The organism is Spirosoma litoris, from assembly GCF_054776755.1.
In genome coordinates this window covers 20,268-46,691 of record NZ_BAAHBI010000032.1, presented here as the reverse complement: position 1 = coordinate 46,691, position 26,424 = coordinate 20,268, and the positions used below count along the sequence as shown (strand labels likewise).

The following is a 26,424-nucleotide window of genomic DNA, read 5'->3' as shown; positions in this document are numbered from 1 at the left end:
TAATTTTAGTCGTATAATCCATCTGGCTAATATACGACATGAAGATTCTGATTTAGTATTACAACAATCGGATTTGTGTATGCCATTTTAATCGCTTTAATGATTGTCGAAAGAAAACAGAAAAAAGGCAGATGGATTTTCCCGCTTGTTCTTAGTTTTTATATTCTCGTACATTCCTTAATCATTTTTCAGGTACAAATCGCATTTTGGGAAACATTCGCAAAATGGTTTGCAGGTTTACCTTTGACATAATTGCGAGGAAAGAAACTGCTGCTAACATTGTATTGCAAAAAGTGGCACTAAAGTTATCTATTTAAAAAATGAAAATCGACTCAATATGCAAAGACGAAAATTAATTCAGTTGTTTCTCTCGATAGTACCGATTGCAACGATCACACCTTTTCTTACAAAGGCCCAAGAGAAACTTAGATTACTAAAAGGAGGATTTAAAGTAAATGCTGATAAAGACCGATGGAATGAGGATACGATTTTTGGAAAGGAAAAAAATATGAAGTGTAAAGTTTCAGGTAAAGACACCAACAATAGTTTATATGTTGTAGAGGAGAATGATCCCGTAGATGTTGGCCCACCTTTACATATCCATCCTAATCAGGACGAAGTATTCTTTATCACAAGAGGAAATTACCTTGTAAAAATTGGAGATGAGGTATTTAATCTTAAAAAAGGCGACACTGCGTTTGCACCAAGAAATATTCCTCATTGTTTTCTTACGATTGGAGAAGGTCCTCACCAAATGATTCTTACCTACCAACCTGCGGGTAAAATGGAAGAGTTTTTTTACAATAGAAAGAATCCAGCATATACGGACGGAAAAACTCTTGAGCAGCAATTTAAGGAACATGACATGGAGATTGTTGGTCCTAAACTCACTAAATAAAAACGGCAATTGAAGTCCCATTCCCAATGCATATTACTTTTTCTAAAGAACATTTTTTAACTCAAACTCACCTGATTCACTATCTAAATAAATAATCACTAAGTAGCTTTTTTTTGAATTAAATCAATGAGCCTGCTTAAACTTTTGTTTTAATAGCGTTTTTGTCATCCCAACGCAGGAGGGATCTTCGGGAAAGGATAATTTTAGGGACTCACCCGAAGATCCCTCCTGCGTTGGGATGACAAAACACACCAACTAATACTCGATTTTAGAAAGTTAAAACAGCTTCAATAAATAAAAAGAATCAATTTTCACTTTCCCTTTTTGTCAATACCATTGTTGGCACCTGATTCATAGTCGAGTAAAACAAACAAGCCCAGCTTAGCATGCTGAGAGATCAATCTTAAAACAGTCAAACCAAACAATCAAATCCATGAAACAACTCCTGATTTCACTATCTGCACTTTGGCTACTGGTTAGCCTCGGCATGTCGGCCTCTGCACAAGCTCAGCAAACGTCAACGACTCAACTCAAAAGTATCCACCTTTTCGATATGCCGACGGGTGTAACGGAGGCCCAGCTGTCGGCGGTGATTGGCGAGTTGAACACGGTTATTAAACGCTTAGGCTACAGTAACGCCGGATACACATTCTACAAAGTAGAGGGAAAAGGAACCGACAAATACCGCTACTTCTTCGAGGGCAATTGGCCAAATACCGAAGCGTATCAGAAAATCCACGACGACAAATCGTTTCAGGAAGCAGATAAAAAATTGGGTATGGTGTACGAGAAAATAAAAGCCGTTGAACTCTACCGTCGCTTAGTGAAGGTGCCCTAAATCGTCTAAATATAAAACCATGAAAACCAACCCATTTATGCTACTCCTGGCCGTTGTTGCCATTATGTCTGTCTGCGTTACTGGTTGCAACGCCCCTGCCCAAAAACAGGAAACTGCAACTGAGCAGGTAGCTGCAAAACCCGATATGGCCGTCATCAAAACGGAGATACAAGCCATCGAAACCGAGTGGGCCAGTGCCACAACCGCCAAGGACATCGACAAAGTAATGGCACTCACGCAGATGATGCCGTAGAAATGGCCGATGACGAACCCATGTCCGTAGGAAAGGCTGCTATCCGGCAGGTGTTGCTCAACAGTATGAAAGCGCGTAAGGCCGGAACTACGGTTTCCTACGAGACGATGGACGTGTACGGCGATGGCAACTTGGTGACCGAAGTCGGGAAGACAACGATTAAAGACGCGGCTGGCAACGTAGTGAGCACCGGAAAATACATGGGCATTTTTGAAAAACGCGACGGGAAATTTATCTGCATCCGCGATATTAACAACGAGGATCAGAAAGACAAGTGACGTAGCTTGGACTAACAAACCGGTCAACATGAATGGATACGTTGTTTTTAGGTGGCTCCTCCTGCTATTGTGCCTGTCCGCGTCCGCCGGGCAGGCACAATCCACAGTGCTTTACTTCGACGAACCCCCAAAAGAGACGCTGGGCCGCAACCGAAATCAAATAACCATCAATCGATTCTTTACTGACCGCGACGATTTTCTCTGGTTCGTCACCGGCAGTGGCCTGAGCAGGTACGACGGCCATGAGATCGTAACGGTGCGCTCCGATCCGGCGGATTTGAACTCCCTCTCCTCGGCGCGGGTGGCGGATATGATTCAGGATGAGCGAGGCACGTTCTGGATAACCACCCGCGACGGTGGCCTGAATGCCTACAATCAGCGAACGGGCAACGTGGCCCATTTTAGACACCTGCCCACCAACAAAACCAGTTTATCGTCGGATAAGCTTCGGTTTCTTCAACGCGATGAATCCGGTTATCTCTGGATCGGCAGCGATTATGGCATGAATCGGTTCGACCCCAAAACCGGCCGTACTGTCCGTTTTTTGCCCAAACCAGGCGAGTCAGGGCAGTTGCAGGGCAACCCGCTGTCGCCGATTCTAGTGGTTCCCGGCTATATCTACGTTTGCACAACGGCTGGATTCGAGCAGTTTGACCGAACCAGCAACCGTTGGCGGTGCTTTCCGACGGTAACTAAATCCGGGGTGCCTGTCATCAACGCCACGGATGGTCTCAATACGATTAACGGCCTCTGCAAAGATCGTCGGGGCCTGATCTGGATGGGCGTTCCAGACCAAACCGGGCTGCGGGTTTTTAACCCTAATACCGGACAAATCAATTGGTTCGATGGTCGAACGGCCGATGGCAAACCCATTCCGTTTCCACACGTGATTCTGGAAGATCGGGCGGGGCGGCTTTGGCTTTGCTGCGATAACGACATCTTCCGCATTTCAGCCGACCGAACCATTGTCGAGCAATGCACACCCATAGCCATCAGCAATGGGGAACAACTCAGGGAGCTGGTAACGCTATACGAAGATAGACAGGGGTTAATCTGGCTGGAGAGAGCGAGTGACAAAAATCCGCTTTTTTTTGACCCCCGACAGGAACGACACCCCAACATTCCACTGCCAAAATTTACTAACACCGCCGGTGGGGTTCCGGCCCTGCCTGGATTGGCCCGACCCGTAACGGAGTCCCTCATGCCCGACTCGGAAGGCTTTCTTTGGATCAGTACCGATCTGGGCCTGATTCGCTATAATCCGGGCCAATCCAGACCGGGTCAATCCAGACTGGGCCTGAATCAGATGAAGGTTGTCTTGAAACAACCCCTCACCTATTTCACCAGCCCGCTGCCAGATGTGGCCGGAACCAGTCACGATCCATATCTGCTGGTAGGAGCGGAGGCTGGCTTGTTCGTTTACAACAAAAAGACGGGTCGTCTCACACCCGTCCGTTTGGATAAGACTGGACGTAATACGATCCCGAATGCCATCGCTTCAGCCGTTGATCGGGATGGCGACCTCTGGATTTCAACCTGGGGGAAAGGGCTTTTCCGCATTCCAAAGGGCAGCTTATCGGTCGAGACGGGGCTGGTGAGTACCTATGAACAATGGAAAAATGATCCCACCAACGCCAACAGTTTATTATCGAACACGCTGTAAAAGATTGCGGTCGATGCCCAGAATACGGTGTGGGTGTGCGGAGCCGCTCACGGCCTTAGTCGGGTAAACAAACGAACCCGACACGTGCAGCGGTTTGCACTCCGGCAAGGCGACCCCTACGGACTGGCCAGCAACTACACCTTTGCGCCCGTGATTGATAAGCAGGGGGATGTGTGGGTAACGAGTGGGTATGCGGCTCCCTTACAGAAGCTGTCAGTCAAAACGGGGCGATTCAAAAAATATAGTGCAGCGAACGGGTTCACGGACGATTATTTTGCCCACGCTACCCTCGACCGGACCGGTAAAATCTGGTTCAACCAGCATCAGGTGGTATCCTGTATCGACCCCCTTACGGAGCGCGTAACTACGTTTCCGCAGTTTGTCGGCAACTCGGTTTACTCAACGCCCATTACCGCACTGGCTACCACCGGCGAGATTTATTTCGGTTGCCAGAACAACTTACGGCGGTTTGGGCCAACCGATACCATCCATACTATTCCGAAAGCCTCATCACCGCTGCGGTTGGTGGGCGTTTCCTGCTTCGATACCGACGGAACGCAAACCATGCGGCCCCTACCCCCGGATCGCTGGCGAGCCAATGAGCTGGCCTTGTCGCACCGGGAAAACACCCTAGAACTAAAATTTGCGCTGCTGGATTACCGCAACACCAGCAGTCGTGCCTATGCCTATTCCCTGACCGGACCGAATGACGAGCCCCAATGGGTAAGCATCGGCCCCAAAAACACCGTCGATTTTGCCCAGATGAAGCCGGGAACGTACCTGTTCCATCTGAAAGCCCGCAACAGCGACGGCATTTGGACAAATCTAGCGCCCCTCCGCCTACACATCAGCCCACCCTGGTGGCAAAGCCTTTGGGCCTATGCAGCTTATGCGCTGCTGCTGCTCCTCGGCTTTTGGTACTTATTGACGGTCCGCCTGCGTGAACAAGCCCGTGAACTGGCCCTGCAGGAAGCCGTTATTATTAAACAGCAGCGCGACGAGATTGCTCAGAAAAACGCCCAGAACGAACTGCTGCTGAAAGAGATTCATCACCGGGTCAAGAATAATCTGTCCGTGGTGTCGGGGTTGCTGGCCTTGCAATCGGCTAAAGTGACTGACCCCAACGTACTGGAAGCCATACAGGCCAGTCAAAACCGGGTGCAGAGTATGGGCATCATTCACCAGAAACTCTACCAGGGCAAGCAGTTAGGGGCTATTGAAATGCGCGATTATTTTAATAATCTGGGCGAAAGCATTCTCGATTCGTTCGATGCGGCTGGGCGTATCACCATCGATTGTTCAATGCCCGAGCTAGTACTGGATATTGACACGGCGGTTTCGATAGGACTACTAACGAATGAGTTAATCACTAACTCGCTTAAATATGCATTTGTCGGCAAGGACAACGGCACCATTCGCATCAGCCTGACGCGGATGGGCGACGATTCGTTGCTGTTGATGGTAGCCGACAATGGCATTGGTAAGCCGCCTGTGGAAGCCGTCAATGAAACGGGCTTTGGCACCCAGTTGGTGGAACTACTTACCCGCCAGCTTGAAGGCACGCTCACCTACGAAAACCAGAATGGGACGTTGGTCAAACTCCGCTTCAACCGGCCAGTTATTACCTAAGTCCAGACAAAATCAGAACCCTGTAGTTGACCGTTTGCTTATCTGGTAACCAATTTCCGGCTTTCGGTAGGGGGCGTTTTTGTTATGTGAGAACCTATCGATTACCGTACTTTTTCGTTTCCTCCTTCTGGCAGCTTTCGACCACGAAAAGTATTCATTCAAGAAGCAGATGAAGGAACGCCCTCAGTCTCAAGGTGGAGCCTTTTACGAGACAAACTAAATGCCTAACTTTTCAGACGAAAGGGGCAACGATCTACTTGGTCGTTCTCCTTTCGTCTATACCAAGCAACGATTTAGTCTGGAACGTAAGTCTGACCTATACCTACTGAGTGGGATGCTCTTGAGAGTTAGTCACTTTACATTTAGGATTACAAGTATTGCGCTCTAAACTGATAAAAACGCCAAACAAGGATTCGTATACAACAAACCCGGTTCTGTGTTAACACGGCCTACCCCACTCAGCCGACATTTGTGTTATCGATAATAACACAACGACATGAACAAAGTAGCACTGGTAACCGGAGCCTCTTCCGGAATGGGAGAAGCGACCGCCATCCTATTGAGCCAAAAAGGGTATAAAGTATATGGTGCCGCCAGAAGAACCAACGAAATGAAACCGCTGGAAAGCCAGGGTATTTCGGTGGTTTCGCTGGACCTTACCCAAGACGAATCCATCGTCAACTGCGTGAACACCATCCTGAGCAAAGAAGGACGAATGGATGTATTAATCAACAATGCCGGTTATGGCTCCTACGGGGCTATAGAAGAGGTTCCCATTGAGGAGGCCCGTCGACAATTTGAGGTGAATCTATTTGGACTGGCCCGCTTAACGCAACTGGTTTTGCCCACCATGCGCCAGCAAAAATCGGGGCGAATCATCAACATATCGTCCATGGGCGGCAAGGTCTATACGCCCTACGGAGCCTGGTATCATGCGACTAAGCACGCCCTGGAAGGCTGGTCCGATTGTTTGCGACTGGAAGTAAAACCATTCGGCATTGACGTCGTGGTGGTCGAGCCAGGGGGGGTAAAAACAGCCTGGGGCGTCATTGCCGCCGAAGGGCTAAAAAAAATATCGGGTCACGGAGCGTATGCCAAAGGCGCAACAAAAGTAGCCGACAGCATGGCCAAGATGTATACGATCGGAAAAAACATGACCGACCAGGACGTACTGGCCAAAGAAATTGTGAAAGCGGCCACCACGTCAAAACCAAACACAAGGTACGTGAAAGGGTTTGGGGCCAAACCCATGATTCTGATGCGTCAATGGCTGGGTGACTGGATATTCGATAAGATCATCCAAAGCGCATACTGACCGCCCTAAACTAGATGCCCTAAAGCGGGTCAACAACCATGAGCAACGTTATTCATCTGGAAACCATCAGCGACATGCATAAACTGCTGCCGCAGGCCTCAGTGAAGTATCCTTTAGTGGCCCTTATTGATTTCTCGGCCTATCAGGACCAGATTAATTCGGGCCTTAAGCTCACGCTGGGGTGCTACGCCGTCATGTTCAAAAACGCGTGCGAATACAAAATCAAGTATGGCCAACAGGCGTGCGATTTTCAGGACGGCAGTTTGGTGTGCATTGCCCCTCGACAGGTCTTCTCCTTAGATGAACCGTCGGACAGACCGAGTGCTGTTTCGGGTTGGGGCCTGTTCTTCCACCCGGATTTAAGACGCGGTAGCTCATTGGGGAGCCGAATTAAGGAGTATACATTTTTCGGCTACGAAACGGCTGAAGCCCTGCATCTATCCAGTAAGGAACAACAAACTCTGGGTGAGATTGTGCAAAAAATAGATGCCGAACTATCGGCGAATATCGACCGGCACAGCCAGATGCTGCTTGTTTCCAACATCGAACTGCTGCTCAACTACTGCATTCGGTATTACGACCGACAGTTCATCACTCGTAAAACGGTAAACGGCGACATTTTGGCTAAAGTGGAAGCCGTGTTAAGTGGGTATTTCCAGCAGGCTGACCTGCGTAAAAAAGGCTTGCCCACGGTAAAGCATCTGGCGGATCAGGTTCACTTATCGCCCGATTATCTGAGCGATTTGTTGAAGCGGGAAACGGGTATGAACGCCCAGGACCGCATCCATTATTATCTGATCGAGGAAGCTAAGAGCCTGCTGCTGGGCACGAATCAATCGGTGAGCGAGCTGGCCTTTGGCTTAGGCTTTGACTATCCCCAATACTTCTCGCGGCTGTTCAAATCCAAAACCGGGATGACCCCTGTGGAATACCGAACTATGAACTAATCGGGCATTCCTAGCTGAAGGTAGGCCCGTTGCCTACAGTGGTTGTGCATCCGACGGTTGTGCAAGCTTTAGACAAAGTGGCCCGGCTATGCGTCTCGCCTGCATACGGAAACGGACCAACAAGTCCGTTCTGACTCAATAGTATGGCGGTCCCTTTAAACGCCCATTTAAAGCGATGGGCACAGTAATTTTCATGGCAAAGTCATTCTATATGAGCTTCAGTATCAAATTGTCATCTTACTAATCAAAATCTCACATTTTAGCTGAGTTTGTGAGACTAATTATTCTCCCAAACGACGAATTATCCGCTCGGGCGGCCCCGTCCCTTTTCGCAGAACTACCCTAAAATAGGCTGTAAATCTGCCTATTACAGATCTACAGCCTCGTAATTATGCTGGTAAAATCGTATTAATTACACCGCAATTTTCCGATCTCGGGCAACCGTTAGCCACTCGCCCGTGGTGGTACCACCTTCAATTGTATAGGCCCGTTCATAAAGGGCAACGGTTGGGCAAACGTGGTTGGGAATGCCGTAGACTATATCGCCTACTTTATACGAATGGCCCTCCCCTGCTTCCAGTACCAGGTGTTCTTCACTTTGGCCAACGGCTTTCAATTCTGGCGCATTCAGGAATGTAACCCGACCCACTAAATCGCCCTCGGCGGCAATGGACTTATGTCCTAAATCAACACAGATTTTCGAGGATTCGGGCAACGAAATAACCCGTGCAACAACTAGAGCTGCTGGTTGAAACGCCTGTTCTGGCAAAATCGACTGATAGCCTTTATCCCAATAAATAAACGTACCTGGGCTACATTCAACATCGGCCCGTTTGGCATGAATAGGGAAGGTTGGGCTACCACCAACAACAATAATCGGCTTTGTAAATCCTCGCGCGGTCAACGTCTCACGCAACAGTTGAACTGGCCAGAAAGCGGCATCACACTCGGAAGTGCGAATGGCCAGATCAGAATTGCGCAGGTGACCATCGTAGGCATGTAAACCTACTGGTTTTACACCCACCAATTCATTGAGTTCGGCATAAAGCGTCAATACAGCACCGCCCGGTGCAATGCCTGTTCGGTTCATGCCTACGTTCAGATCAATGTATACTGGCACCACTACGCCAGCCGCTACAGCCAATTCCGACAGTTCGCGACCGGTATCGATATTATCGACCAGACACGAAAACTTGGTTTCCGGGTAGGCTTTTATCAACGCTAGCAGCCGATGCATTTTGGTTTCATTGGGTTGATAAGCCAACAGTACGTCGGGTGCCCCAATCATAGCCAGCATTTCGGCTTCGGCAATAGTGGCACACTTGAATTTCTGAATACCCGCTTCCAGCAACAACCGGGATGCCTCCCGCGATTTATTGGTTTTTACGTGTGGCCGTAACCGGCTCACATCCCCAATCATGCTTTTCAGTAGGGCAATATTCTGTTTCACCCGGTCGGGATACAGCACCAACGCGGGCGTATCGAGTTGGGCAACATCATCAATCTGGTACCAGGGTGTTTGTGCCATCGGTTAAACGAGTTCAAATAGGGCTTCTACCTCAACTGGAATATTATCGGGCAATGAACCCATACCTACCGCCGAGCGGACACCGATGCCATTTTCCTGTCCCCAGACAGCCGAAAACAGCTCGCTACACCCATTGATAACGTAGGGATGACGACCAAAATCGGCGGTACAGTTCACCATACCCAGCACTTTAATGACACGCTTTACCCGATCAAGGCTACCCAGGTGGGTTTTGATGGTCGATAGGATGGTAAGGCCAACCTGACGGGCAGCCAGTTTACCCTGCTCGATGTCCATATCGTCGCCAATGCGACCAATAATCAGGCTTTTGTCGTCCTGAACGGGGCCATGTCCTGAAACATACAGGTATTTGCCATCGATCAGGTACGGTTTATACACTCCCAATGGTTGGGGAGCGGGTGGCAACGAAAGGCCGGTTTGCGCAAAGGCTGCTTCGGGTGATAAAGTGGAAATTTCCATACGAATTGCTAGTCAATAATCCCTCAAGGCATAGGGTTTGCAAACTTAATCGAAACTGGGCGTCTGGTTGCTATATTGTCCCGTATTTACAAAACCATAGATTCAAAATAGCCACATGAAACAACGAATTGCCCACCTGGCTCTGGTCGTCGATGACTACGACGACGCCATCCAGTTTTACACCAAAAAGCTCAATTTTACCCTTCTTGAAGACACTGTCCTGAGCGAGACAAAACGCTGGGTGTTAGTGGCTCCTCCCGGTTCGACCGAAACGTGTTTGCTTCTCGCCAAAGCGGATGGTGAAGAACAGCGGAGTCGAATTGGGAATCAGACAGGTGGGCGGGTTTTCTTATTTTTATTTACGGACGATTTCTGGCGGGATTACAACCAAATGCAAGCCAACGGTATCCAGTTCGTACGCCCTCCCGTCGAGGAGGTTTATGGAACGGTGGCAGTCTTCGCCGATTTGTACGGGAATTTGTGGGATTTGCTGGAGCCGAAATAAGGTCAGGTAAAGTGCTGATTTCAATCCTTCTAAGTAAATTTGGGATAAGTCTATAAAAGTTAGAACTTCCGCAGAACAGCATGTAAGATGTATTTACGTAAAGCACTTTTTGTCGGGTTTTCTCTAATGGCCTCCTCAATAAGCTATGCGCAAAATTCAATACCGGCTCCGCCCCGCTATTTATTAGGTGTTAACGAGCTGGCATCCCAACGATTCACAGAGGTTTGGGTGAAAAGTGATATAGACTTTAAGCAGTATAAACGCCATGAACAGTTCCCGACTAGTCAGCTGCCGACTTACATTAAACCAAAAGCCAATGCGGTAAGCCTACTCTGGACAAAATCGGACTCAGGCGCTTTATATAAAGAGGGATTCCTGATCAATAGCACAAACGACACGGTCCATATTGATCGGGCTGATGCCACGATAGCCCACATTCGCACAGAAGTTTATACAAAAGGGGAATGGCTGACTTTACAAAAAGATCGGGGATCGAGTTGCGGAAATAGCTATAGAACAATGTCGCTAGCGCCCAAACACTACATACTGGTGCAACTTGATCAGCTATCTGGCCCGATGAAAGTGCCTTACAGAATCGTTGTACAGGTAAATGGTAAAGACGTATTATCTGAACCAACCACAGTCCATCTATTTCCAGCCTTATTAAATTTAGCGGGAACTGAGTTTACAGAGCCTTAAAACAAATCTCGATACCATAGGTTTTAAGAAACCTATTTTGTCAGCTTTAAGTAGCTGACATCACATAAGCGTACTCCCAGAACTAGGGCTAAAGCTGCATTTCCGGAATTTCTCCCTCTACAACTAATTTGCCTTCCGTTGCCTGTCGAACCTCTTCGACCGTTACGCCCGGTGCTGTTTCTACTAGTCTGAAGCCACCTTCAGGCAGCACATCCAGAACAGCCAGCTCAGTTACGATTTTTTTAACGCATCGTAAGCCCGTCAGCGGTAACGTACATGTTTTCAGCAATTTCGACTGACCTGCTTTATTCACATGCTGCATGGCAACGATGATATTTTTGGCCGATGCCACCAGATCCATTGCGCCCCCCATGCCTTTCACCATCTTGCCGGGAATTTTCCAGTTAGCAATGTCGCCGTTTTCCGACACCTCCATAGCGCCCAGAATCGTCAGGTCAACGTGACCACCCCGAATCATGGCAAAGCTGTCGGCGGAGCTAAACAACGACGACCCTATTTGCATGGTAACGGTCTGTTTTCCGGCATTGATCAGATCAGGATCAACTTCGGCTTCTGTCGGGAATGGCCCAATTCCCAATAATCCATTTTCTGATTGTAAGACAACATTCATCCCGTCGGGAATGTAGTTGGCAACCAGCGTTGGAATACCGATTCCTAAGTTGACGTAATAACCGTCGCGAAGTTCCTGCGCAATTCGGCGGGCAATTTGGTGTTTGTCTAACATATCAAAATAGAACGCAGATTTTTAAGATTGTTATAGTTACTTTATGATTTTGTAAACCAACTATAACAACTATGAATACTAACTATCAGCATTCAGATCTTACTCCATTGATTTTAAGAGCCTTCTTCAAAGTCTATAATACACTGGGTTACGGCTTCCTGGAAAAGGTTTATGAAAATGCGATGCACCTGGAAATTACCAAATTAGGGCTATCCTGTACTACTCAACAACCCATCGACGTATATTATGACACACAGAAAGTAGGGATATATTATGCTGACTTAGTAGTAAATAATTGTGTAATTGTTGAGTTGAAAGCTGCTTCAGGACTAGCTCCTGAACATGAAGCTCAGTTAACGAATTATCTTAAAGCCACTGATATTGAAGTTGGTTTACTCCTTAATTTTGGTCGAGAGCCTCAGTATAAACGTAAGGTTTTCGCAAACAATCGAAAAAACCATCTTTGATCTTCCAAACCATAAAAATCAGCGTTCTATACTCTGACAGTCCGTTGCTCAATACGCTTTTCGTAATTGACACCCTGAAAAATTCGGTGGACACAAATGCCCGGTGTATGAATCTGGTTCGGATCGAGTTCACCCGCAGGTACCAGTTCTTCGACTTCGGCAATAGTGATGTTACCCGCCGTAGCCATCATGGGGTTGAAATTTCGGGCAGTTCCCTTAAAAATCAGATTCCCGGCCGTGTCGCCTTTCCAGGCCTTTACCAATGAAAAATCGGCTTTTAACCAGCTTTCGAGGAGGTATTGCTTTCCATCAAACTCCCGAACTTCTTTACCTTCAGCCACTTCGGTACCTACACCCGCTGGGGTAAAAAAGGCCGGAATACCCGCTCCACCCGCCCTGATTCGTTCGGCTAGCGTCCCTTGCGGAATCAGGTCAACCAATAACTCACCCGATAACAGCTGCCGCTCAAACTCCTGATTTTCACCCACATAAGACGAAATCATCTTACGTACCTGCCTTGTTTTTAACAGCATTCCGATGCCAAAATCATCGACCCCCGCATTGTTAGAAATGCAGGTCAGGTTTTTTACACCGGTTCGAAGGAGAGCTGCTATGCAGTTTTCGGGAATGCCGCATAGCCCAAAGCCCCCTAGCATCAAAATAGCTCCATCAGGAATATCGGCGACGGCCACATCGGCTCCCTCTACGACTTTGTTTATCATTTTCGTAAGCTAGTGCTTTGACAAAATAGATTCTAACTGTTTCTATAGATTCTAAATTGGTCGAGTATTAGTTGGATTGTCGTTTTGACAGCACAATATAGCAAGACAACCTCTTACCAAGCGCAACAAACGGTTATGAGGTGACGTAACGACGAAAAAGAGAGCCAAAGTAGAAAACTGTTTATTCTGTTTTTTTATACAAAACGCAAATTATCTGCTTTTAAAGCCATTTTCTGCGCACTCTGTACTATATTTTGCCTTCAAAAATTAACGTTTTTAACTTTTCGTTCACACCAATAAGACTCTATGCGGCATACTGTACTGATTCTTAGTATTCTCGCGCTGGCAACCCGTGCCGCAGGACAGGCATCCACCCCCGATAGCTCCTTTATCCAGACTGCCCAAAACCAGGCTGTTCGTCTATACGAGCGCAGCATGTACAAACAGGAGCACGTTTTCGAAGGGAACGAGTACATTCCTCATGATCACCGGATAAAAATACATCCTTTCTTTCCAATCGACAGTTTGCAACGGGGTACGATTACGTACAACGGTGTTTATTATCACGACGTCCCCATGCTGTACGACGTTGTTCGGGATGAGCTGGCGATTCAGCCGCCCGAAGGGGGCTATCGGGTTCGGCTACATACCGAAAAAATCAGCAACTTTTCGATCAACCAACACCAGTTTGCCCGCCTGGTTGGCGACAGTGCGCTGGGGGTTCGCACTGGCTTTTATGAGATCCTGTATAACGGAAAAGTTAAAGTACTGGCTCAGCGTGTAAAAACGGTGCATGAAGACATTTCGAGCGGAACCTACAAAGCTGACTATCTGGTAAAAGATCGCTTCTACATCCAGAAAGAAGGCGCCTACCATGAAGTAAAATCGAAGGGATCTGTTCTTAGTTTGTTTCCCGACCAGGCCAAAGCCTTGCGTAAATACCTGCGTAGCAACAAACTTAAATTTAACGACGAACAACGCGAAGATGCTATTACGCAGGCAACGAAACGTTATGAGGAATTAACGAATACGCTATGATGCCATTTTACCGCGCCACCTTCCTGATAGTTGTATTACTTGTCGTTAAGACAACCCTGCTCGCGCAGTCATCAGCCGACAGGCCGATTCAGGGAAATTTCCAGAATATGCGTTTTGAGCAGTTTGTTCAGGCCGTTGAAACGCAAACCCCTTACCGTTTCTTCTACAATACCACCGATGTGGACAGCCTCATTGTGGACATGAAGGTCGAAAACCAACCTTTACGAACGGTATTGCAACAGCTTTTCAACGGAACAAAATTCAACTACGCCATTGATAATCAACGTCGGGTGTACATCACCACAACCCGACCCATCCGCACTGAACTACCCATTGGGTTCTTTCAACGGGGTGGTCTTACGGCTGGAGCTGACTCAACATCCAATGCCTACCTAACCGAAAGTCAAAAGAAACTGGCCGAACCAGAAACCAAAGTCTATGAGATCGGAAAGCGTACCAATCCCATCCGGCCAGGCCGCTCAACCATCGCCGGGTTTGTTCGAAACGTAGCTTCCGGCGAACCCATTGTTGGGGCAGCCATTTACGTGGAGAATCCGCGCATCGGGACCGTTTCCGACCAGTTTGGGTACTATTCGATTACGTTGCCTCGCGGCCGACATGAGCTTAAAATACGGAGCATTGGTCTGAAAGACACGCGGAGACGCATTATTCTTTATTCGGATGACAAGCTCAACATCGAGATGGAAGACGATGTAATTGCCTTGAAAGAAGTCGTGATTGAAGCCGAAAAAGACAAAAACATTTCGGGACTTCAGATGGGGCAAGAACGCGTCGACATAAAGAGCATTAAACAAGTACCGACCGCCTTGGGTGAAGCCGATTTACTTCGGGTGATTCAGACGCTTCCCGGCGTGAAAACTGTGGGCGAAAGCTCAACCGGGCTTAACGTACGGGGGGGGGCCACCGACCAGAACCTGATTTTGTATAACGACGCGCCCATTTATAACTCTTCTCACCTGTTCGGATTTTTCTCGGCGTTCAACCCCGACATGATTAAAAGCGCCGAACTCTATAAAAGTGCGATTCCCTCGAAGTTTGGTGGTCGGCTATCATCGGTGCTGGATGTGCAAACGCGTGACGGTAACAAGAAGAAATTTGTTGGATCGGGAGGAATTGGTTTGTTAACAGGGCGCCTAACGGTTGAAGGCCCACTGATTAAGGAGAAAACGTCTTTCATTGCGGGCATTCGTACTACTTATTCCGACTGGTTGCTGAAGCAATTACAGAACGCAGCGTACCAGAAAAGTCAGGCGCAGTTTTACGACCTGAACCTGCACATTACGCACGAGATGAACGAACGGAATACGTTCTATCTGACGGGCTACATGAGTAAAGACAAATTCCGGCTCAACAGCGATACCGCTTACAGCTATCAAAACCAGACCGCTACGTTGAAGTGGAAACATATTATTAACAATAAACTCTACAGCGTTTTCACGGGTAATTACAGCGGCTACAAATACAATGTGTCGAGCGATAAAAATCCGGTCAATGCCTATGATCTGGGCTTTTCCATCAATCAGTCGCAGATAAAGGCTGATTTCAGCTATTTCCCGACCAACCAGCACGCGGTCGATTTTGGGGTAAGCTCAACGTATTACAAACTTTCGCCCGGTAATTTTCAGCCCAGAGGCAGTGAATCGCTTATTCTGCCCGATGTTGTTCCTACCGAACAGGCGCTGGAAAGTGCAGTTTATGTTGGTGACCGCTTCGATATTAATCAACGCCTGTCGATTAGCGCTGGACTTCGGTATTCGTTCTACACGTACTTAGGGCCGGGGTCTGTGTATCAATACGTGCCAGGCCAGCCTAAAACGATCAATACCATCACCGATACAGTAAGCTACGGCAACAATAAAGCAATTGTTAATTACGGTGGTCCCGAATACCGATTGGCAATTCGGTATGGTTTGTCCAATACTTCATCGATCAAAGCCAGCTTCAACCGAACCCGGCAGTATATCCAGATGCTGTCGAACACGACTGTCATCTCCCCCACCGACATCTGGAAGCTGAGCGATCCGAATATCAAACCACAGATCGGCGATCAGTATGCAATCGGGTTTTATAAGAACAACCGGAACAACACGATTGAGATGTCGGTAGAAGCGTACTATAAAACGATGCAGAATCGACTGGACTACCGAAGTGGTGCTTCTCTGATTCTGAATCACCATATCGAAACCGACGTGGTCAATGCTGAAGGGTTGGCCTACGGTGCCGAATTCCTGATCAAAAAGATGACGGGCAAGCTCAACGGCTGGTTAAGCTACACTTACTCGCGAACGCTGTTACGAACGAACGATCTGCTTGGTAACGAGATCATTAATAAGGGAAGTTATTACCCCAGCAACTACGACAAACCGCACGATGTGACGATGATCGGCAATTACAAGATTAACCGACGGTTTAGCATATCGCTCAACTTCACCTACAGCACTGGTCGCCCCATTACATTACCCGTATCGAAATACGTACTCGACGGTTCGCTGCGGCTGCTGTATTCGGAGCGTAATCAGTACCGGATTCCCGATTACTACCGTGCCGACTTCGCTATGAATATTGAGGGCAATCACAAAGTCAAAAAGCTGGCTCACAGCTCCTGGACGATTGCGGTCTATAACCTGACGGGGCGGCATAATGCTTACTCAGTTTATTTCAAATCGGAGAATGGCCGAATCAACAGTTATCAGCTGTCCATTTTTGGCAATCCGATTCCGTCGATTACCTATAATTTCAGATTTTAAAGTTATGACTTACCCCGCCCCCGTCCGATGCGTCGGCCCGGCCCTCCCCTGAAAACCAGGGGAGGGGTGACTACCGGCAATTAGCCCCTCTCCTTATTTCAAGGGAGGGCCGGGCCGACGCATCGGTTGGGGTGGGGTTGTTATTTTATCGTATGAAAAACATCGCTATAAAACTTCTCGTGTGGGTACTGATCTTGCTGGTTGGCGGGTGCGTTGACCCCTATCGTCCGCCCGAAATTACCTCGCCTGCCAGCTATCTGGTGGTCAATGGCTTTTTCAACAGTGCGCCTGGCACCACCACAACCATACAACTGTCACGAACCCAAAATCTGACTGATCCTAAAGCACCTACTGCCGAAAGCAAAGCCACGGTCACGATTGAGAGTGCGCACAAGGATATTTACACCTTGAAAGAGGGAACTGTTGGGTCGTATACAATGACGGGAGTAGTTCCTATAGCGAGTGAGACGTACCGACTCCACGTCAAAACTACGGCAGGAGCAGATTACTATTCCGATTATGTACCGGTTTTGACCACCCCAGCCATCGACAGCATTACATTTCACCCCGACAACGAGGGCTTACAAATCAACGTCAATACCCATGATCCGAAAAACAACACCCGCTATTATCGTTGGGAGTATGATCAAACCTGGGAATATTTTTCGGAGTTCAACTCGGCGTTTGAGATCGTCAATAACAAGATCGTAGATCGCACGCAAAGTGTACTCCAGTGCTGGGGAAGTGAAGTCTCTTCCAATATCATCACAAGCTCTACAACCCGGCTCAGTCAGGATGTAGTTAGCCAGTTCCCACTGATTCATATTCCCAGCTACTCTATTAAATTGGGAAGCAAATACAGTATTCTGGTTCGGCAGTTTGCGCTGACGCAGGCCGGATTCGATTATTATGATCAGTTGGCCAAAATAACGCAGAGCATTGGATCTATTTTCGATCCGCAACCTTCCCAGATTACCGGGAATATTCATTCATCCACGAATACCAGCGATCTTGTACTAGGCTTTTTCCGGGTAGGTACGGTCGAAACCAAGCGTATTTTTATTCGTAAATCGCAATTACCAGGCTGGTATACGAATAACGGACTAGGGACATGCGATATCGATACCCTTAGTACCGGCGATGTGATAAAAGAGCAACCCGGCATCATCAATCTGTATATTCCAGGCCTATACTTAACAGCTCCTCTGCCCTGCCTTGATTGCCGATTACGAGGTGGAACAATCCAAAAACCTTCCTTTTGGGAGTAATAGTTAATTTTCCACAACAGATTCACAGCGCATAAACCCTAAATAACTCAGCATTCTCCGCGTCTCTGTGGTGAAAAATTATAACTACATAAGTAAGCGACGTTAAGATGATCAAAAACGGACATATAAACTGGATTGTCTGGGCAATAATCCTGCTGGCAGGCGGGTGCGTTGACCCCTATCGTCCGCCCGAAATTACTTCGCCTGCCAGCTATCTGGTGGTCAATGGCTTTTTCAATAGTGCACCTGGTACCACCACAATCATACAACTGTCGCGAACCCAAAATCTGACTGATCCTAAAGCACCTACTGCCGAAAGCAAAGCCACGGTCACGATTGAGAGTGCGCACAAGGATATTTACACCCTGAAAGAAGGGACTGTTGGGTCGTATACAATGACGGGGGTAGTTCCCATAGCGAGTGAGACGTACCGACTCCACGTCAAAACTACGGCAGGAGCAGATTACTATTCTGATTATGTGCCGGTTATCGCAACACCGCCTATCGATAGCGTTAGCTGGCGCCCCGACAACGACGGGCTACAAATCAGTGTAAACTCCCACGACCCTAAAAACAATACCCGCTATTACCGCTGGGAATACGATCAGACCTGGGAATACAATTCTGTTTATCCGTCGGTATTTGAGATCAAGAACAATAAGATTGTCAACCGACCAGAGAGCGTTTATCGGTGCTGGGGCAGTGAAAACTCATCTACGATCGTACTGGGCACAACAACGCGATTGAGTCAGGATATTATCAGCCAGTATCCGCTGGTTTACATGCCTAATTCGTCTGTCAGGCTTAGTGTTCGATACAGCATTCTGGTTCGGCAATTTGCACTCAGCCAGACTGCCTATAACTATTATGATCAGTTGGCCAAAATAACCCAGAGTATCGGCTCAATTTTCGATCCGCAGCCTTCTCAAATTACCGGCAATATTCGCTCGCAGACTGACGAAAGCGATCTGGTATTGGGCTTTTTCCGGGTAGGTACGGTCGAAAGCAAACGTATTTTTATTGACAAATCGCAACTGCCACCCTGGACTCCGAATTCAGGAGTAGGAACTTGTCTGGTCGATACGCTGAGCACGGGAGATATCCTACGGGAACAACCTGGCATTATTGACCATCTTGAAGGACCTCTATACCTCACAACCAATGAAGCCTGCCTCGATTGCCGCATACGGGGAGGAGTAATCAAAAAACCTGATTTCTGGTGATGATACGATTTATAACTAGCCATACAATGCACACCAACCAACAGTCCAGCATGTATTCGATACTGGGCAGAAGTACCAGATACATGCTGGTCAGTCTGCTACTGTCGAGTAGCTTATACAGTTTTGGCCAGTCGGCAGAATCTGTTAGTGGATTGGTGCAGCCATTTGATAAGTACCGTAAACAGACGCTTCAGGAAAAGCTGTTTGTGCACACCGACCAAAGTTTTTATCTGATTGGTGAAAACCTATGGTTTAAGGTCTATTATGTCGACGGCTCTTTTCATAAACCTCTCGATGTTAGCAAAGTAGCCTATCTTGAATTGCTGGATAGCGAGCAAAAGTCTGTTCTGCAAACCAAAGTTTCGCTGGCTGCTAACGGAGGAAATGGCAGCGTGTTTTTACCCGCTTCGCTTCAGTCAGGTACGTACCGATTACGGGCCTATACAAACTGGATGAAGAATTTCGGCTCCGATTTCTTCTTCGAAAAACGACTGACCATTGTCAATCCCTTCAAACCGCTGGGACTGCCTTTGCTAAAAGACACCCCCGATTATGATATTCAGTTTTTCCCGGAAGGCGGTAACCTCGTGCAGGGACTTAGCAGTAAAGTAGCCTTCAAAGTCGTCAATCCATCAGGACAGGGAGTAGCCGTTCGAGGTTGGGTGCTGAACGGTCAAAATGATACGCTGTCTCGCTTTACAGCCCACAAATTTGGAATGGGCACTTTCCTCTTCACGCCAGCAGAAGGCACGACTTATCGGGTATTGATACGAGACGAAAAAGGCCGGACGGTTACTCGTCCGTTGCCTGCTGTTCAGCCTCAGGGATACACTATGCAGCTAACCGATGCAGGTGCTGATCAGCTAAAAATTACCGTTTCGACGAATTCGGCCTCTCCAACCACCGTCTATCTGTTTGCCCATACCCGGCAAGTTATTAAAGCCGCCGAAGCACGGACTATCCAACGAGAAGCCACATTCCTGCTCGACAAAAAGGCGCTGGGCGAAGGCGTTTCGCACCTAACGATTTTTAATGCAGATCGTCAGCCCGTTTGTGAGCGACTGTATTTCAAACGTCCTACCCAGCAATTAACGCTTGATCTAAAATCTGACCACCCCCAGTATGTATCCCGTGCAAAAGTGAGCATCGATGCATCGGTGATGGCGCCAGCTACCAAATCCAGTCAGGCCGCACTTTCGATGGCCGTGTACCGGATCGATTCATTAGCGCAAGCCAATTCAGGCTCAATCCTGAGTTATTTATGGATGACGTCTGATTTACAGGGAACCATCGAATCGCCAGAGTACTATTTACAACCCGAAACGCCCGAGATCGCCCAGGCAACAGACAATCTGATGCTGACGCATGGCTGGCGTCGGTTTCGCTGGAACGATGTGCTGTCGCCTACAACCCGGCAACCGTTGCTTCAGTTTATCCCCGAAGTCAATGGCCCTATTGTTCAGGGAACCGTTACCGATCCGGTATCGGGTAAGCCCATGCCCGACATCCAAACTTACCTCTCGACACCCGGCAAACCAGTTCGCTTGTATGTTTCCCGTTCTGATTCGGCCGGACGCATTAAGTTTGAAATGCAGGATTTTTACGGGCCGAAGAATTTGATTCTTCAAACAAACCCAAACGATAGTCTCGCCAAACTAACGATCAGTAATCCCTTTGTGGATGCCCCGCCAGCCAAGAAACTCCCCGACGTAGCGATTAACGAGACGCTGTCTGACCAGTTGATAAACCGGAGCGTAGCCATGCAGGTTCAGTCAACTTATTGGGGAGATCGAGCTATTCAGTATACGTATCCGGTGGTAGACAGTGCCGCTTTTTACGGACGTCCTACCGAGAGCTATTTACTCGATGCCTATACCCGTTTTCCGCGCATGGAAGAGGTGCTGCGCGAGTATGTACTTGGTGTAATGCCCCGGAAACGGCAGGATCATTTTCGGTTGAATGTGATCAATGGTCCTTATCGAACTGTCTTCGAGAATCCAGCTCTGGTGCTGGTTGACGGTGTTCCGATCTTCGACATGGATAAAATCATCGACTTCAGTCCACTGAAGATAAAGCAGTTAGACGTAGTCACAAATTTCTATTACATGAGCCCGGCGCTGTTTAGTGGTATTATCAGTTTTATGACCTACAAAGGCGATCTGGCCGGTTTTCCGCTCGACCCTCGTCTGGTAAAACTGGAGTACGATGGCCTACAACTGGAACGACAGTTTTACTCCCCTCACTACGATAGTGCCAAGCAATTGAGCAGCCGCTTACCCGATGCCCGCACCCTTTTGTACTGGAATCCGAATCTGCAAACCAATGCACAGGGTAAAGGCCATATTGAATTCTACACCTCGGACCAGCCGGGCACTTATCTCGTGGAAGTCAATGGTTTAACCAAAGAGGGGGTTGCCGGAAGTCAGCAGGTACGATTTGAGGTAAAAAACAGGCTCGAGTAGGTGAGTACAGTATGGAGTAGAGGTTTCAGAGCCGTTTCTTTATAGGGTCGGATCCCCTACCATGCATGAAATACCCATTTATCCTTGGCCTGTTGCTTATTTCCCTAAGTCGCTTAGTCGAAGCACAGCCAAAAACTACGCCCCAAATCGCTACTGGCAATACCGCCAAACCCTGGACGTATTGGTGGTGGATGGGCAGTGCGGTCAATGAAGCGGATATTACCCACCAGCTCGAACAGTTTGCGCAGGCAGGACTAGGTGGCGTTCACATCATTCCGATCTATGGAGTTAAAGGTTACGAAAAACAGTTCATTCCATTTCTGAGCGATCGCTGGTTAGCCGTTTTCGCGCATACGGTTCGCGAAGGGAAACGGCTGGGCGTTGGCGTTGATCTGACGACCGGAACAGGCTGGCCATTTGGAGGACCGGGTATTTCGACGCCTACAGCAGCCAAAGTCTGGAAAGTAGAAAATGGACAGCTAACAACAGCACTAACGAATCAGCAAGTGAAACGGCCTGCGCCAGGTGGGCAGGGCTTAGTTGTCGATTACTTCAACAAGCAGGCTATCCAGTATTACTTACAGCGTTTCGATTCAACCCTAACTCATTTACCCGAACGACCCCGCGCCGTTTACAATGACTCCTACGAAGTATACGGAGCCAACTGGACGGATAATTTTCTGGACGAATTTAAGACCCGTCGAGGCTACGATCTCAATAGTCAGCTAGCTGCGCTGTTAGATACAACCCAAACCGCCGAAAGTATTCTTGTTCATCAGGATTATCATCAAACGCTATCTGAATTGTTGCATGATGGCTTTGCAACAACCTGGGGAAGCTGGGCCCGTAAAGCCGGTTATTTATCCCGCAATCAGGCACATGGCTCACCGGGTAACCTGATTGACCTCTACGCCCAAGCCGCCATTCCAGAAACTGAATCGTTTGGGTCCAGCCAATTTCAAATTCCGGGCTTACGGGTCGATGCCAATTATGAAGTCGATCGATTTGGGACGCCTAATCCACTGGCTATGAAATTCGCATCGTCGGCAGCCCATTTATTGGGCAAACCGTTGGTGAGTTCGGAAACCGGGACCTGGTTAGCCAACCATTTTCAGGTGTCGCTGTCGCAGCTAAAGCCGCAAATGGATGAACTGTTTGCGGCAGGTATCAACCATATTTTTTATCACGGTATTCCCTATTCGCCACAGGCTGAAGCCTGGCCCGGTTGGGTATTTTACGCGTCGACTAACTACGGCCCCAGCTCGCATTTCTGGCCACATTTGCCACAACTGAATCAGTACATTGAACGCTGCCAAACCCGATTACAAGCCAGCAAACCCGATAACGATGTGCTGGTTTACTTTCCGATTCACGATTTATGGGCAACCAAAGCAAAATCGGCGGGAGGTATTCATCAGTTAGAAGTTCACCATGTAGAGCAGTGGCTCCTTCCCCAGCCTTTCGGAAAATTGTGCGAACAGCTTACCCAACACGGCTATTCGTTCGACTATGTTTCCGACGAATTACTCAAAAGTCTGACCGTCAATAAACAGGGCGTTCGAAGCCCAAGTGGTGCCACGTATCAGGTTGTACTAGTTCCGCATAGTACGTACCTGCCCGAAACGACTCTTAAACAACTGGAACAATTAGCCCGGCAAGGTGCTCGTATTGTGTTTGATGGATTGCCACAACAGGCGCCGGGCTTCCACAACCATCAGGCTCGTTCGGCCGAGGTAATTCGGCTTGGGAAGTCTCTCCAGCAACTAAAAACCGTAACGGTGAGTACCGATGTATTTCGTTCGTTAACGCAATTGGGCATTCGGGTAGAGCCCTGGGCAGGAGAAGGGTTGTCGTTCATCCGCAAACATCGTCCCGGTATTTCGACCGATACAACACAGTATTTCATCGCGAACCTCGGCAATCAATTTCACCAAAACTGGATTACACTCGCTGCAACGGGTCAAGTTACTCGGTATGACCCACTCACGAATCAAACCAAATTGTTACCCGTTCGAAAAAGTAAAGCAGGGCAGAATCAAGTGTTTTTACAGCTCGAACCTGGGCAATCCTGCTTTATAAACGTCAGTTCCGGCGCACCTGCTTTCATCAATGTAACAGCACAAAAACAGGTAGAAAATGCCGCCAAAGGCCTAGCTATTTCATTGACGAATCCCTGGCAGGTGCAGTTTTTAAAAGGTCGCCCCAACCTGACAACCACAGTCACCATACCAGCGCTTACCTCCTGGACAACATTAGCTGACTCCGCCAGTTATTTTTCGGGAATCGCTCGCTACACAACAACCTTTGATTTGCCCGCTGGTAGTAACGCATCTGCCTACCAACTCAATCTGGGCGATGTTCGTGAAGTTGCCGACGTTCGGCTCAATGGCCAACCGTTGGGCACAGCCTGGTGTATTCCCTTTCAATTGACGATTCCAGCCAACCAACTAAAATCCGTCGGAAACAAACTGGAAATTGATGTCACAAACCTCTCGGCTAACTACATGCGATTGTATGATCGGCAAAACCCCGGCTGGAAGAAATTTTACGACATCAACATCGTAGACATCCGCTATCGCCCTTTCGATGCGACGCGTTGGGAAGCCCTGCCCTCTGGCTTACTGGGACCAGTCAAGTTGACCGCGATGGAGTGAGGGATATGGTGTCGGTTACTAATAACCGACACAGTGAGGTTTCTCAAAACCTACCAGTATTAGCTGTAAACATTATTTCTTTCATTCTCACGTCCTAAAATAACCCATCAGCTTAATCAAATACGAAATTCAATTCGGACACAACTAAGTCCGATTTGGAAACAAAGGCCATTGGCAATTGCCTGACTTTTGCATGAGAAAATTCAACAGAAGCAACATGCAAAAAACAATTTTTATAACAGGTGCATCAACGGGCCTGGGAAAAGCGACGGCTAAATTATTTCAGGGAAAAGGGTGGAACGTTATTGCCACGATGCGACACCCGGATAAAGAAACCGAACTGAGCCAATTGGAAAACGTAATCCTGTTGCCACTGGATGTGACGAACTCGGAGCAAATTCAATCCACTGTTGCAAAGGCCATTTCGTTACATACAATCGATGTCGTTTTTAACAATGCTGGTTATGGACTAATGGGTGCCCTGGAAGCCCTTGACGATGATCAGATTTTAAAACAGATCAATACGAATCTTTTAGGCGTAATACGGGTAACGCATGCGTTTATCCCCCATTTCCGAGAAAAGAAAAGTGGTCTGTTTATCAGCACAACGTCTATGGGCGGCCTGTTGGGATTTCCGTTGCATTCCATTTATCACGCAACTAAATTTGGCGTAGAAGGCTGGTCAGAAAGTATGTCCTTTGAATTGGGTGTACACAATGTTGGTATAAAAACCGTTGCTCCGGGTGGCATTGCCACTGATTTCCTCTATCGATCTCTTGATCGAAATTCTAACCCTGCCTATAAAGCGCTAGAGGATAAGTTGTTCGCGCTTACGGATAGTATGATGCAGGCAGCCGCTACGGCAGAACAGATGGCCGAAGTTGTTTATGAAGCAGCCACCGACGGTAAAGACCAGATACGGTATGTTGCCGGTGCAGATGCCAACGCAATGTATGCCAGGCGGTTAGAAATTGGCAGCGAAGAATCCCGAAAAGAGATCAGAACGCAGATTCTGGGATAATCGTTAAAACAGGCAGTTGTTTAGATGGCAACTGCCTGTTGATAATCAAAAAGAGCCAACATGAATAGCATCAATTCCATATCCGAGTTTCATCGGCTGGTATCCTTACCCGAACCTCTACATCCGTTGGTAAGCGTAGTGCGCGTGGCAGATATGCGGTTTAGGGATAGTGAGATCTGGAAACAGTTTTCATTGAACTTCTATTGCGTGTCTTTAAAAAGAGATATTGTAGGAAAAGTAAAATACGGCCAGCAGTACTACGATTACGACAAAGGCTTAATGACGTTTATTGCGCCTAAACAGGTCCAATCACTCGATGCTCCGCACGGAGAAATATTAAGATCAGAGTCTGGAACGGGAACCGCGCTGTTGTTCCATCCCGATTTTCTCTACAAACACCCGCTTGCTACAACCATCAAAACGTATGGATTCTTTTCGTATGCGGTGAATGAAGCGTTGCATCTTTCCGAAAAAGAAGAGAAAGACATCGTTGACCTGGTTGAAAAAATCAATGCAGAATGCCAGCATATCGACCGGCATACGCAGGACATCATTCTTTCCCAGATCGATCTGCTATTGAATTACAGCAATCGTTTTTACGAACGACAATTCATTACCCGCAAATCGGTAAACCATGATGTACTCACCCGAATGGAAGCCCTGCTAAATGACCATTTTGATCAGCAAAAAAGTCTGGAGAATGGGATTCCCAGCGTTGAAGAAATAGCCGAAAAACTCAACATGACACCTCACTATTTAAGCGACATGTTGCGTTCTCTTACGGGTCAAAGTGCCCAGCAACACATTCAGGCAAAACTGATTGAGAAAGCGAAAGAATACCTGACTATAACCAATCTGTCTGTCGCCGAAATTGCCTATCAGTTGGGGTTTGAATACCCACAATCCTTCAACAAACTCTTTAAAAAGAAAACGAATAGCTCTCCATTGGAGTTTCGGCAAACGTTCAATTAGTTGTGAGTTACTTAACAAACGTGAGTTTGGGATTAGAAACGCCCCCTAGGG

At 47.8% G+C, this 26,424-nt stretch carries 23 protein-coding genes; 19 read left to right on the top strand and 4 right to left on the bottom strand.

Going from position 1 to position 26,424, the window contains the following annotated elements:
* Window positions 1–337 precede the first annotated feature (337 nt).
* The 8 genes from ACYVGR_RS18815 (at window position 338) to ACYVGR_RS18780 (ending at window position 7,821) form a co-directional block, all read left to right on the top strand.
* Window positions 338–898 (top strand): cupin domain-containing protein, encoded by a 561-nt coding sequence (locus tag ACYVGR_RS18815; protein ID WP_460959463.1) that lies wholly within the window; start codon window positions 338–340, stop codon window positions 896–898.
* 433 nt (window positions 899–1,331) lie between these two features.
* Window positions 1,332–1,736, top strand: coding sequence for a hypothetical protein (locus tag ACYVGR_RS18810; protein WP_460959461.1), 405 nt, complete (start codon window positions 1,332–1,334; stop codon window positions 1,734–1,736).
* Window positions 1,737–1,755: 19 nt separating this feature from the next.
* The gene (locus ACYVGR_RS18805) at window positions 1,756–1,989 is read left to right on the top strand and encodes a hypothetical protein (RefSeq protein WP_460959459.1); all 234 of its coding nucleotides are present in this window, start codon (window positions 1,756–1,758) and stop codon (window positions 1,987–1,989) included.
* Window positions 1,990–2,009: 20 nt separating this feature from the next.
* Window positions 2,010–2,267, top strand: coding sequence for a hypothetical protein (locus ACYVGR_RS18800; protein WP_460959457.1), 258 nt, complete (start codon window positions 2,010–2,012; stop codon window positions 2,265–2,267).
* Between the two features lie 28 nt (window positions 2,268–2,295).
* Window positions 2,296–3,930 carry a ligand-binding sensor domain-containing protein gene (locus ACYVGR_RS18795; protein WP_460959455.1) on the top strand — a complete coding sequence of 545 codons (1,635 nt, stop codon included), beginning with the start codon at window positions 2,296–2,298 and terminating at the stop codon, window positions 3,928–3,930.
* 84 nt (window positions 3,931–4,014) lie between these two features.
* Window positions 4,015–5,559, top strand: coding sequence for a sensor histidine kinase (locus tag ACYVGR_RS18790; protein ID WP_460959453.1), 1,545 nt, complete (start codon window positions 4,015–4,017; stop codon window positions 5,557–5,559).
* 496 nt (window positions 5,560–6,055) lie between these two features.
* Window positions 6,056–6,874 (top strand): oxidoreductase, encoded by an 819-nt coding sequence (locus ACYVGR_RS18785; RefSeq protein ID WP_460959451.1) that lies wholly within the window; start codon window positions 6,056–6,058, stop codon window positions 6,872–6,874.
* Between the two features lie 38 nt (window positions 6,875–6,912).
* Window positions 6,913–7,821 (top strand): helix-turn-helix domain-containing protein, encoded by a 909-nt coding sequence (locus ACYVGR_RS18780; protein WP_460959449.1) that lies wholly within the window; start codon window positions 6,913–6,915, stop codon window positions 7,819–7,821.
* Window positions 7,822–8,233: 412 nt separating this feature from the next.
* On the opposite strand, the gene ACYVGR_RS18775 is transcribed toward ACYVGR_RS18780, so the two are convergent.
* On the bottom strand, window positions 8,234–9,349 hold the full coding sequence (locus ACYVGR_RS18775) for a D-TA family PLP-dependent enzyme (protein WP_460959447.1): 1,116 nt from the start codon (window positions 9,347–9,349) through the stop codon (window positions 8,234–8,236).
* 3 nt (window positions 9,350–9,352) lie between these two features.
* Window positions 9,353–9,829 carry a RidA family protein gene (locus ACYVGR_RS18770; protein WP_460959445.1) on the bottom strand — a complete coding sequence of 159 codons (477 nt, stop codon included), beginning with the start codon at window positions 9,827–9,829 and terminating at the stop codon, window positions 9,353–9,355.
* 115 nt (window positions 9,830–9,944) lie between these two features.
* Here ACYVGR_RS18770 and ACYVGR_RS18765 point away from each other — a divergent pair, with 115 nt between their 5' ends.
* Window positions 9,945–10,334 (top strand): VOC family protein, encoded by a 390-nt coding sequence (locus tag ACYVGR_RS18765; protein WP_460959443.1) that lies wholly within the window; start codon window positions 9,945–9,947, stop codon window positions 10,332–10,334.
* A gap of 126 nt (window positions 10,335–10,460) precedes the next feature.
* Window positions 10,461–11,033, top strand: coding sequence for a hypothetical protein (locus tag ACYVGR_RS18760; RefSeq protein ID WP_460959441.1), 573 nt, complete (start codon window positions 10,461–10,463; stop codon window positions 11,031–11,033).
* Window positions 11,034–11,121: 88 nt separating this feature from the next.
* On the opposite strand, the gene ACYVGR_RS18755 is transcribed toward ACYVGR_RS18760, so the two are convergent.
* Window positions 11,122–11,778 (bottom strand): CoA transferase subunit B, encoded by a 657-nt coding sequence (locus tag ACYVGR_RS18755; protein ID WP_460959439.1) that lies wholly within the window; start codon window positions 11,776–11,778, stop codon window positions 11,122–11,124.
* Between the two features lie 71 nt (window positions 11,779–11,849).
* Here ACYVGR_RS18755 and ACYVGR_RS18750 point away from each other — a divergent pair, with 71 nt between their 5' ends.
* Window positions 11,850–12,245, top strand: a complete 396-nt coding sequence (locus tag ACYVGR_RS18750; RefSeq protein WP_460959437.1) for a GxxExxY protein — start codon at window positions 11,850–11,852, stop codon at window positions 12,243–12,245.
* A gap of 26 nt (window positions 12,246–12,271) precedes the next feature.
* Here ACYVGR_RS18750 and ACYVGR_RS18745 read toward each other — a convergent pair whose 3' ends face one another.
* Entirely contained in the window at window positions 12,272–12,967 is a 696-nt protein-coding gene (locus ACYVGR_RS18745) for a CoA transferase subunit A (RefSeq protein ID WP_460959435.1), read from the bottom strand.
* A 306-nt stretch (window positions 12,968–13,273) separates the two neighbouring features.
* Here ACYVGR_RS18745 and ACYVGR_RS18740 point away from each other — a divergent pair, with 306 nt between their 5' ends.
* From ACYVGR_RS18740 to ACYVGR_RS18705, 8 genes are all read left to right on the top strand, one after another.
* Window positions 13,274–14,005: a hypothetical protein gene (locus tag ACYVGR_RS18740; protein ID WP_460959433.1), complete on the top strand. Its 732-nt coding sequence runs from the start codon at window positions 13,274–13,276 to the stop codon at window positions 14,003–14,005.
* Window positions 14,002–16,773 (top strand): carboxypeptidase-like regulatory domain-containing protein, encoded by a 2,772-nt coding sequence (locus tag ACYVGR_RS18735; protein WP_460959431.1) that lies wholly within the window; start codon window positions 14,002–14,004, stop codon window positions 16,771–16,773. Before ACYVGR_RS18740 ends, ACYVGR_RS18735 begins: the two co-directional genes overlap by 4 nt.
* Before the next feature lie 152 nt (window positions 16,774–16,925).
* Window positions 16,926–18,041 carry a DUF4249 domain-containing protein gene (locus ACYVGR_RS18730; protein WP_460959429.1) on the top strand — a complete coding sequence of 372 codons (1,116 nt, stop codon included), beginning with the start codon at window positions 16,926–16,928 and terminating at the stop codon, window positions 18,039–18,041.
* 107 nt (window positions 18,042–18,148) lie between these two features.
* A complete protein-coding gene (locus tag ACYVGR_RS18725) occupies window positions 18,149–19,264 on the top strand; it encodes a DUF4249 domain-containing protein (RefSeq protein WP_460959427.1) in 1,116 nt (371 codons plus the stop codon).
* 26 nt (window positions 19,265–19,290) lie between these two features.
* The gene (locus ACYVGR_RS18720; RefSeq protein WP_460959425.1) at window positions 19,291–21,726 is read left to right on the top strand and encodes a hypothetical protein; all 2,436 of its coding nucleotides are present in this window, start codon (window positions 19,291–19,293) and stop codon (window positions 21,724–21,726) included.
* 65 nt (window positions 21,727–21,791) lie between these two features.
* Window positions 21,792–24,380, top strand: coding sequence for a glycosyl hydrolase (locus tag ACYVGR_RS18715; protein ID WP_460959423.1), 2,589 nt, complete (start codon window positions 21,792–21,794; stop codon window positions 24,378–24,380).
* Between the two features lie 217 nt (window positions 24,381–24,597).
* Window positions 24,598–25,401, top strand: coding sequence for an SDR family oxidoreductase (locus ACYVGR_RS18710; protein WP_460959421.1), 804 nt, complete (start codon window positions 24,598–24,600; stop codon window positions 25,399–25,401).
* 60 nt (window positions 25,402–25,461) lie between these two features.
* On the top strand, window positions 25,462–26,373 hold the full coding sequence (locus ACYVGR_RS18705; RefSeq protein ID WP_460959419.1) for a helix-turn-helix domain-containing protein: 912 nt from the start codon (window positions 25,462–25,464) through the stop codon (window positions 26,371–26,373).
* Window positions 26,374–26,424 lie beyond the last annotated feature (51 nt).

Coding starts and splice junctions, on each gene's coding strand:
- ACYVGR_RS18815 (WP_460959463.1), top strand. CDS start 338: ATGCAAAGACGAAAATTAATTCAGTTGTTTCTCTCGATAGTACCGATT.
- ACYVGR_RS18810 (WP_460959461.1), top strand. CDS start 1,332: ATGAAACAACTCCTGATTTCACTATCTGCACTTTGGCTACTGGTTAGC.
- ACYVGR_RS18805 (WP_460959459.1), top strand. CDS start 1,756: ATGAAAACCAACCCATTTATGCTACTCCTGGCCGTTGTTGCCATTATG.
- ACYVGR_RS18800 (WP_460959457.1), top strand. CDS start 2,010: ATGTCCGTAGGAAAGGCTGCTATCCGGCAGGTGTTGCTCAACAGTATG.
- ACYVGR_RS18795 (WP_460959455.1), top strand. CDS start 2,296: ATGAATGGATACGTTGTTTTTAGGTGGCTCCTCCTGCTATTGTGCCTG.
- ACYVGR_RS18785 (WP_460959451.1), top strand. CDS start 6,056: ATGAACAAAGTAGCACTGGTAACCGGAGCCTCTTCCGGAATGGGAGAA.
- ACYVGR_RS18780 (WP_460959449.1), top strand. CDS start 6,913: ATGAGCAACGTTATTCATCTGGAAACCATCAGCGACATGCATAAACTG.
- ACYVGR_RS18775 (WP_460959447.1), bottom strand. CDS start 9,349: ATGGCACAAACACCCTGGTACCAGATTGATGATGTTGCCCAACTCGAT.
- ACYVGR_RS18770 (WP_460959445.1), bottom strand. CDS start 9,829: ATGGAAATTTCCACTTTATCACCCGAAGCAGCCTTTGCGCAAACCGGC.
- ACYVGR_RS18765 (WP_460959443.1), top strand. CDS start 9,945: ATGAAACAACGAATTGCCCACCTGGCTCTGGTCGTCGATGACTACGAC.
- ACYVGR_RS18760 (WP_460959441.1), top strand. CDS start 10,461: ATGGCCTCCTCAATAAGCTATGCGCAAAATTCAATACCGGCTCCGCCC.
- ACYVGR_RS18755 (WP_460959439.1), bottom strand. CDS start 11,778: ATGTTAGACAAACACCAAATTGCCCGCCGAATTGCGCAGGAACTTCGC.
- ACYVGR_RS18750 (WP_460959437.1), top strand. CDS start 11,850: ATGAATACTAACTATCAGCATTCAGATCTTACTCCATTGATTTTAAGA.
- ACYVGR_RS18745 (WP_460959435.1), bottom strand. CDS start 12,967: ATGATAAACAAAGTCGTAGAGGGAGCCGATGTGGCCGTCGCCGATATT.
- ACYVGR_RS18740 (WP_460959433.1), top strand. CDS start 13,274: ATGCGGCATACTGTACTGATTCTTAGTATTCTCGCGCTGGCAACCCGT.
- ACYVGR_RS18735 (WP_460959431.1), top strand. CDS start 14,002: ATGATGCCATTTTACCGCGCCACCTTCCTGATAGTTGTATTACTTGTC.
- ACYVGR_RS18730 (WP_460959429.1), top strand. CDS start 16,926: ATGAAAAACATCGCTATAAAACTTCTCGTGTGGGTACTGATCTTGCTG.
- ACYVGR_RS18725 (WP_460959427.1), top strand. CDS start 18,149: ATGATCAAAAACGGACATATAAACTGGATTGTCTGGGCAATAATCCTG.
- ACYVGR_RS18720 (WP_460959425.1), top strand. CDS start 19,291: ATGCACACCAACCAACAGTCCAGCATGTATTCGATACTGGGCAGAAGT.
- ACYVGR_RS18715 (WP_460959423.1), top strand. CDS start 21,792: ATGAAATACCCATTTATCCTTGGCCTGTTGCTTATTTCCCTAAGTCGC.
- ACYVGR_RS18710 (WP_460959421.1), top strand. CDS start 24,598: ATGCAAAAAACAATTTTTATAACAGGTGCATCAACGGGCCTGGGAAAA.
- ACYVGR_RS18705 (WP_460959419.1), top strand. CDS start 25,462: ATGAATAGCATCAATTCCATATCCGAGTTTCATCGGCTGGTATCCTTA.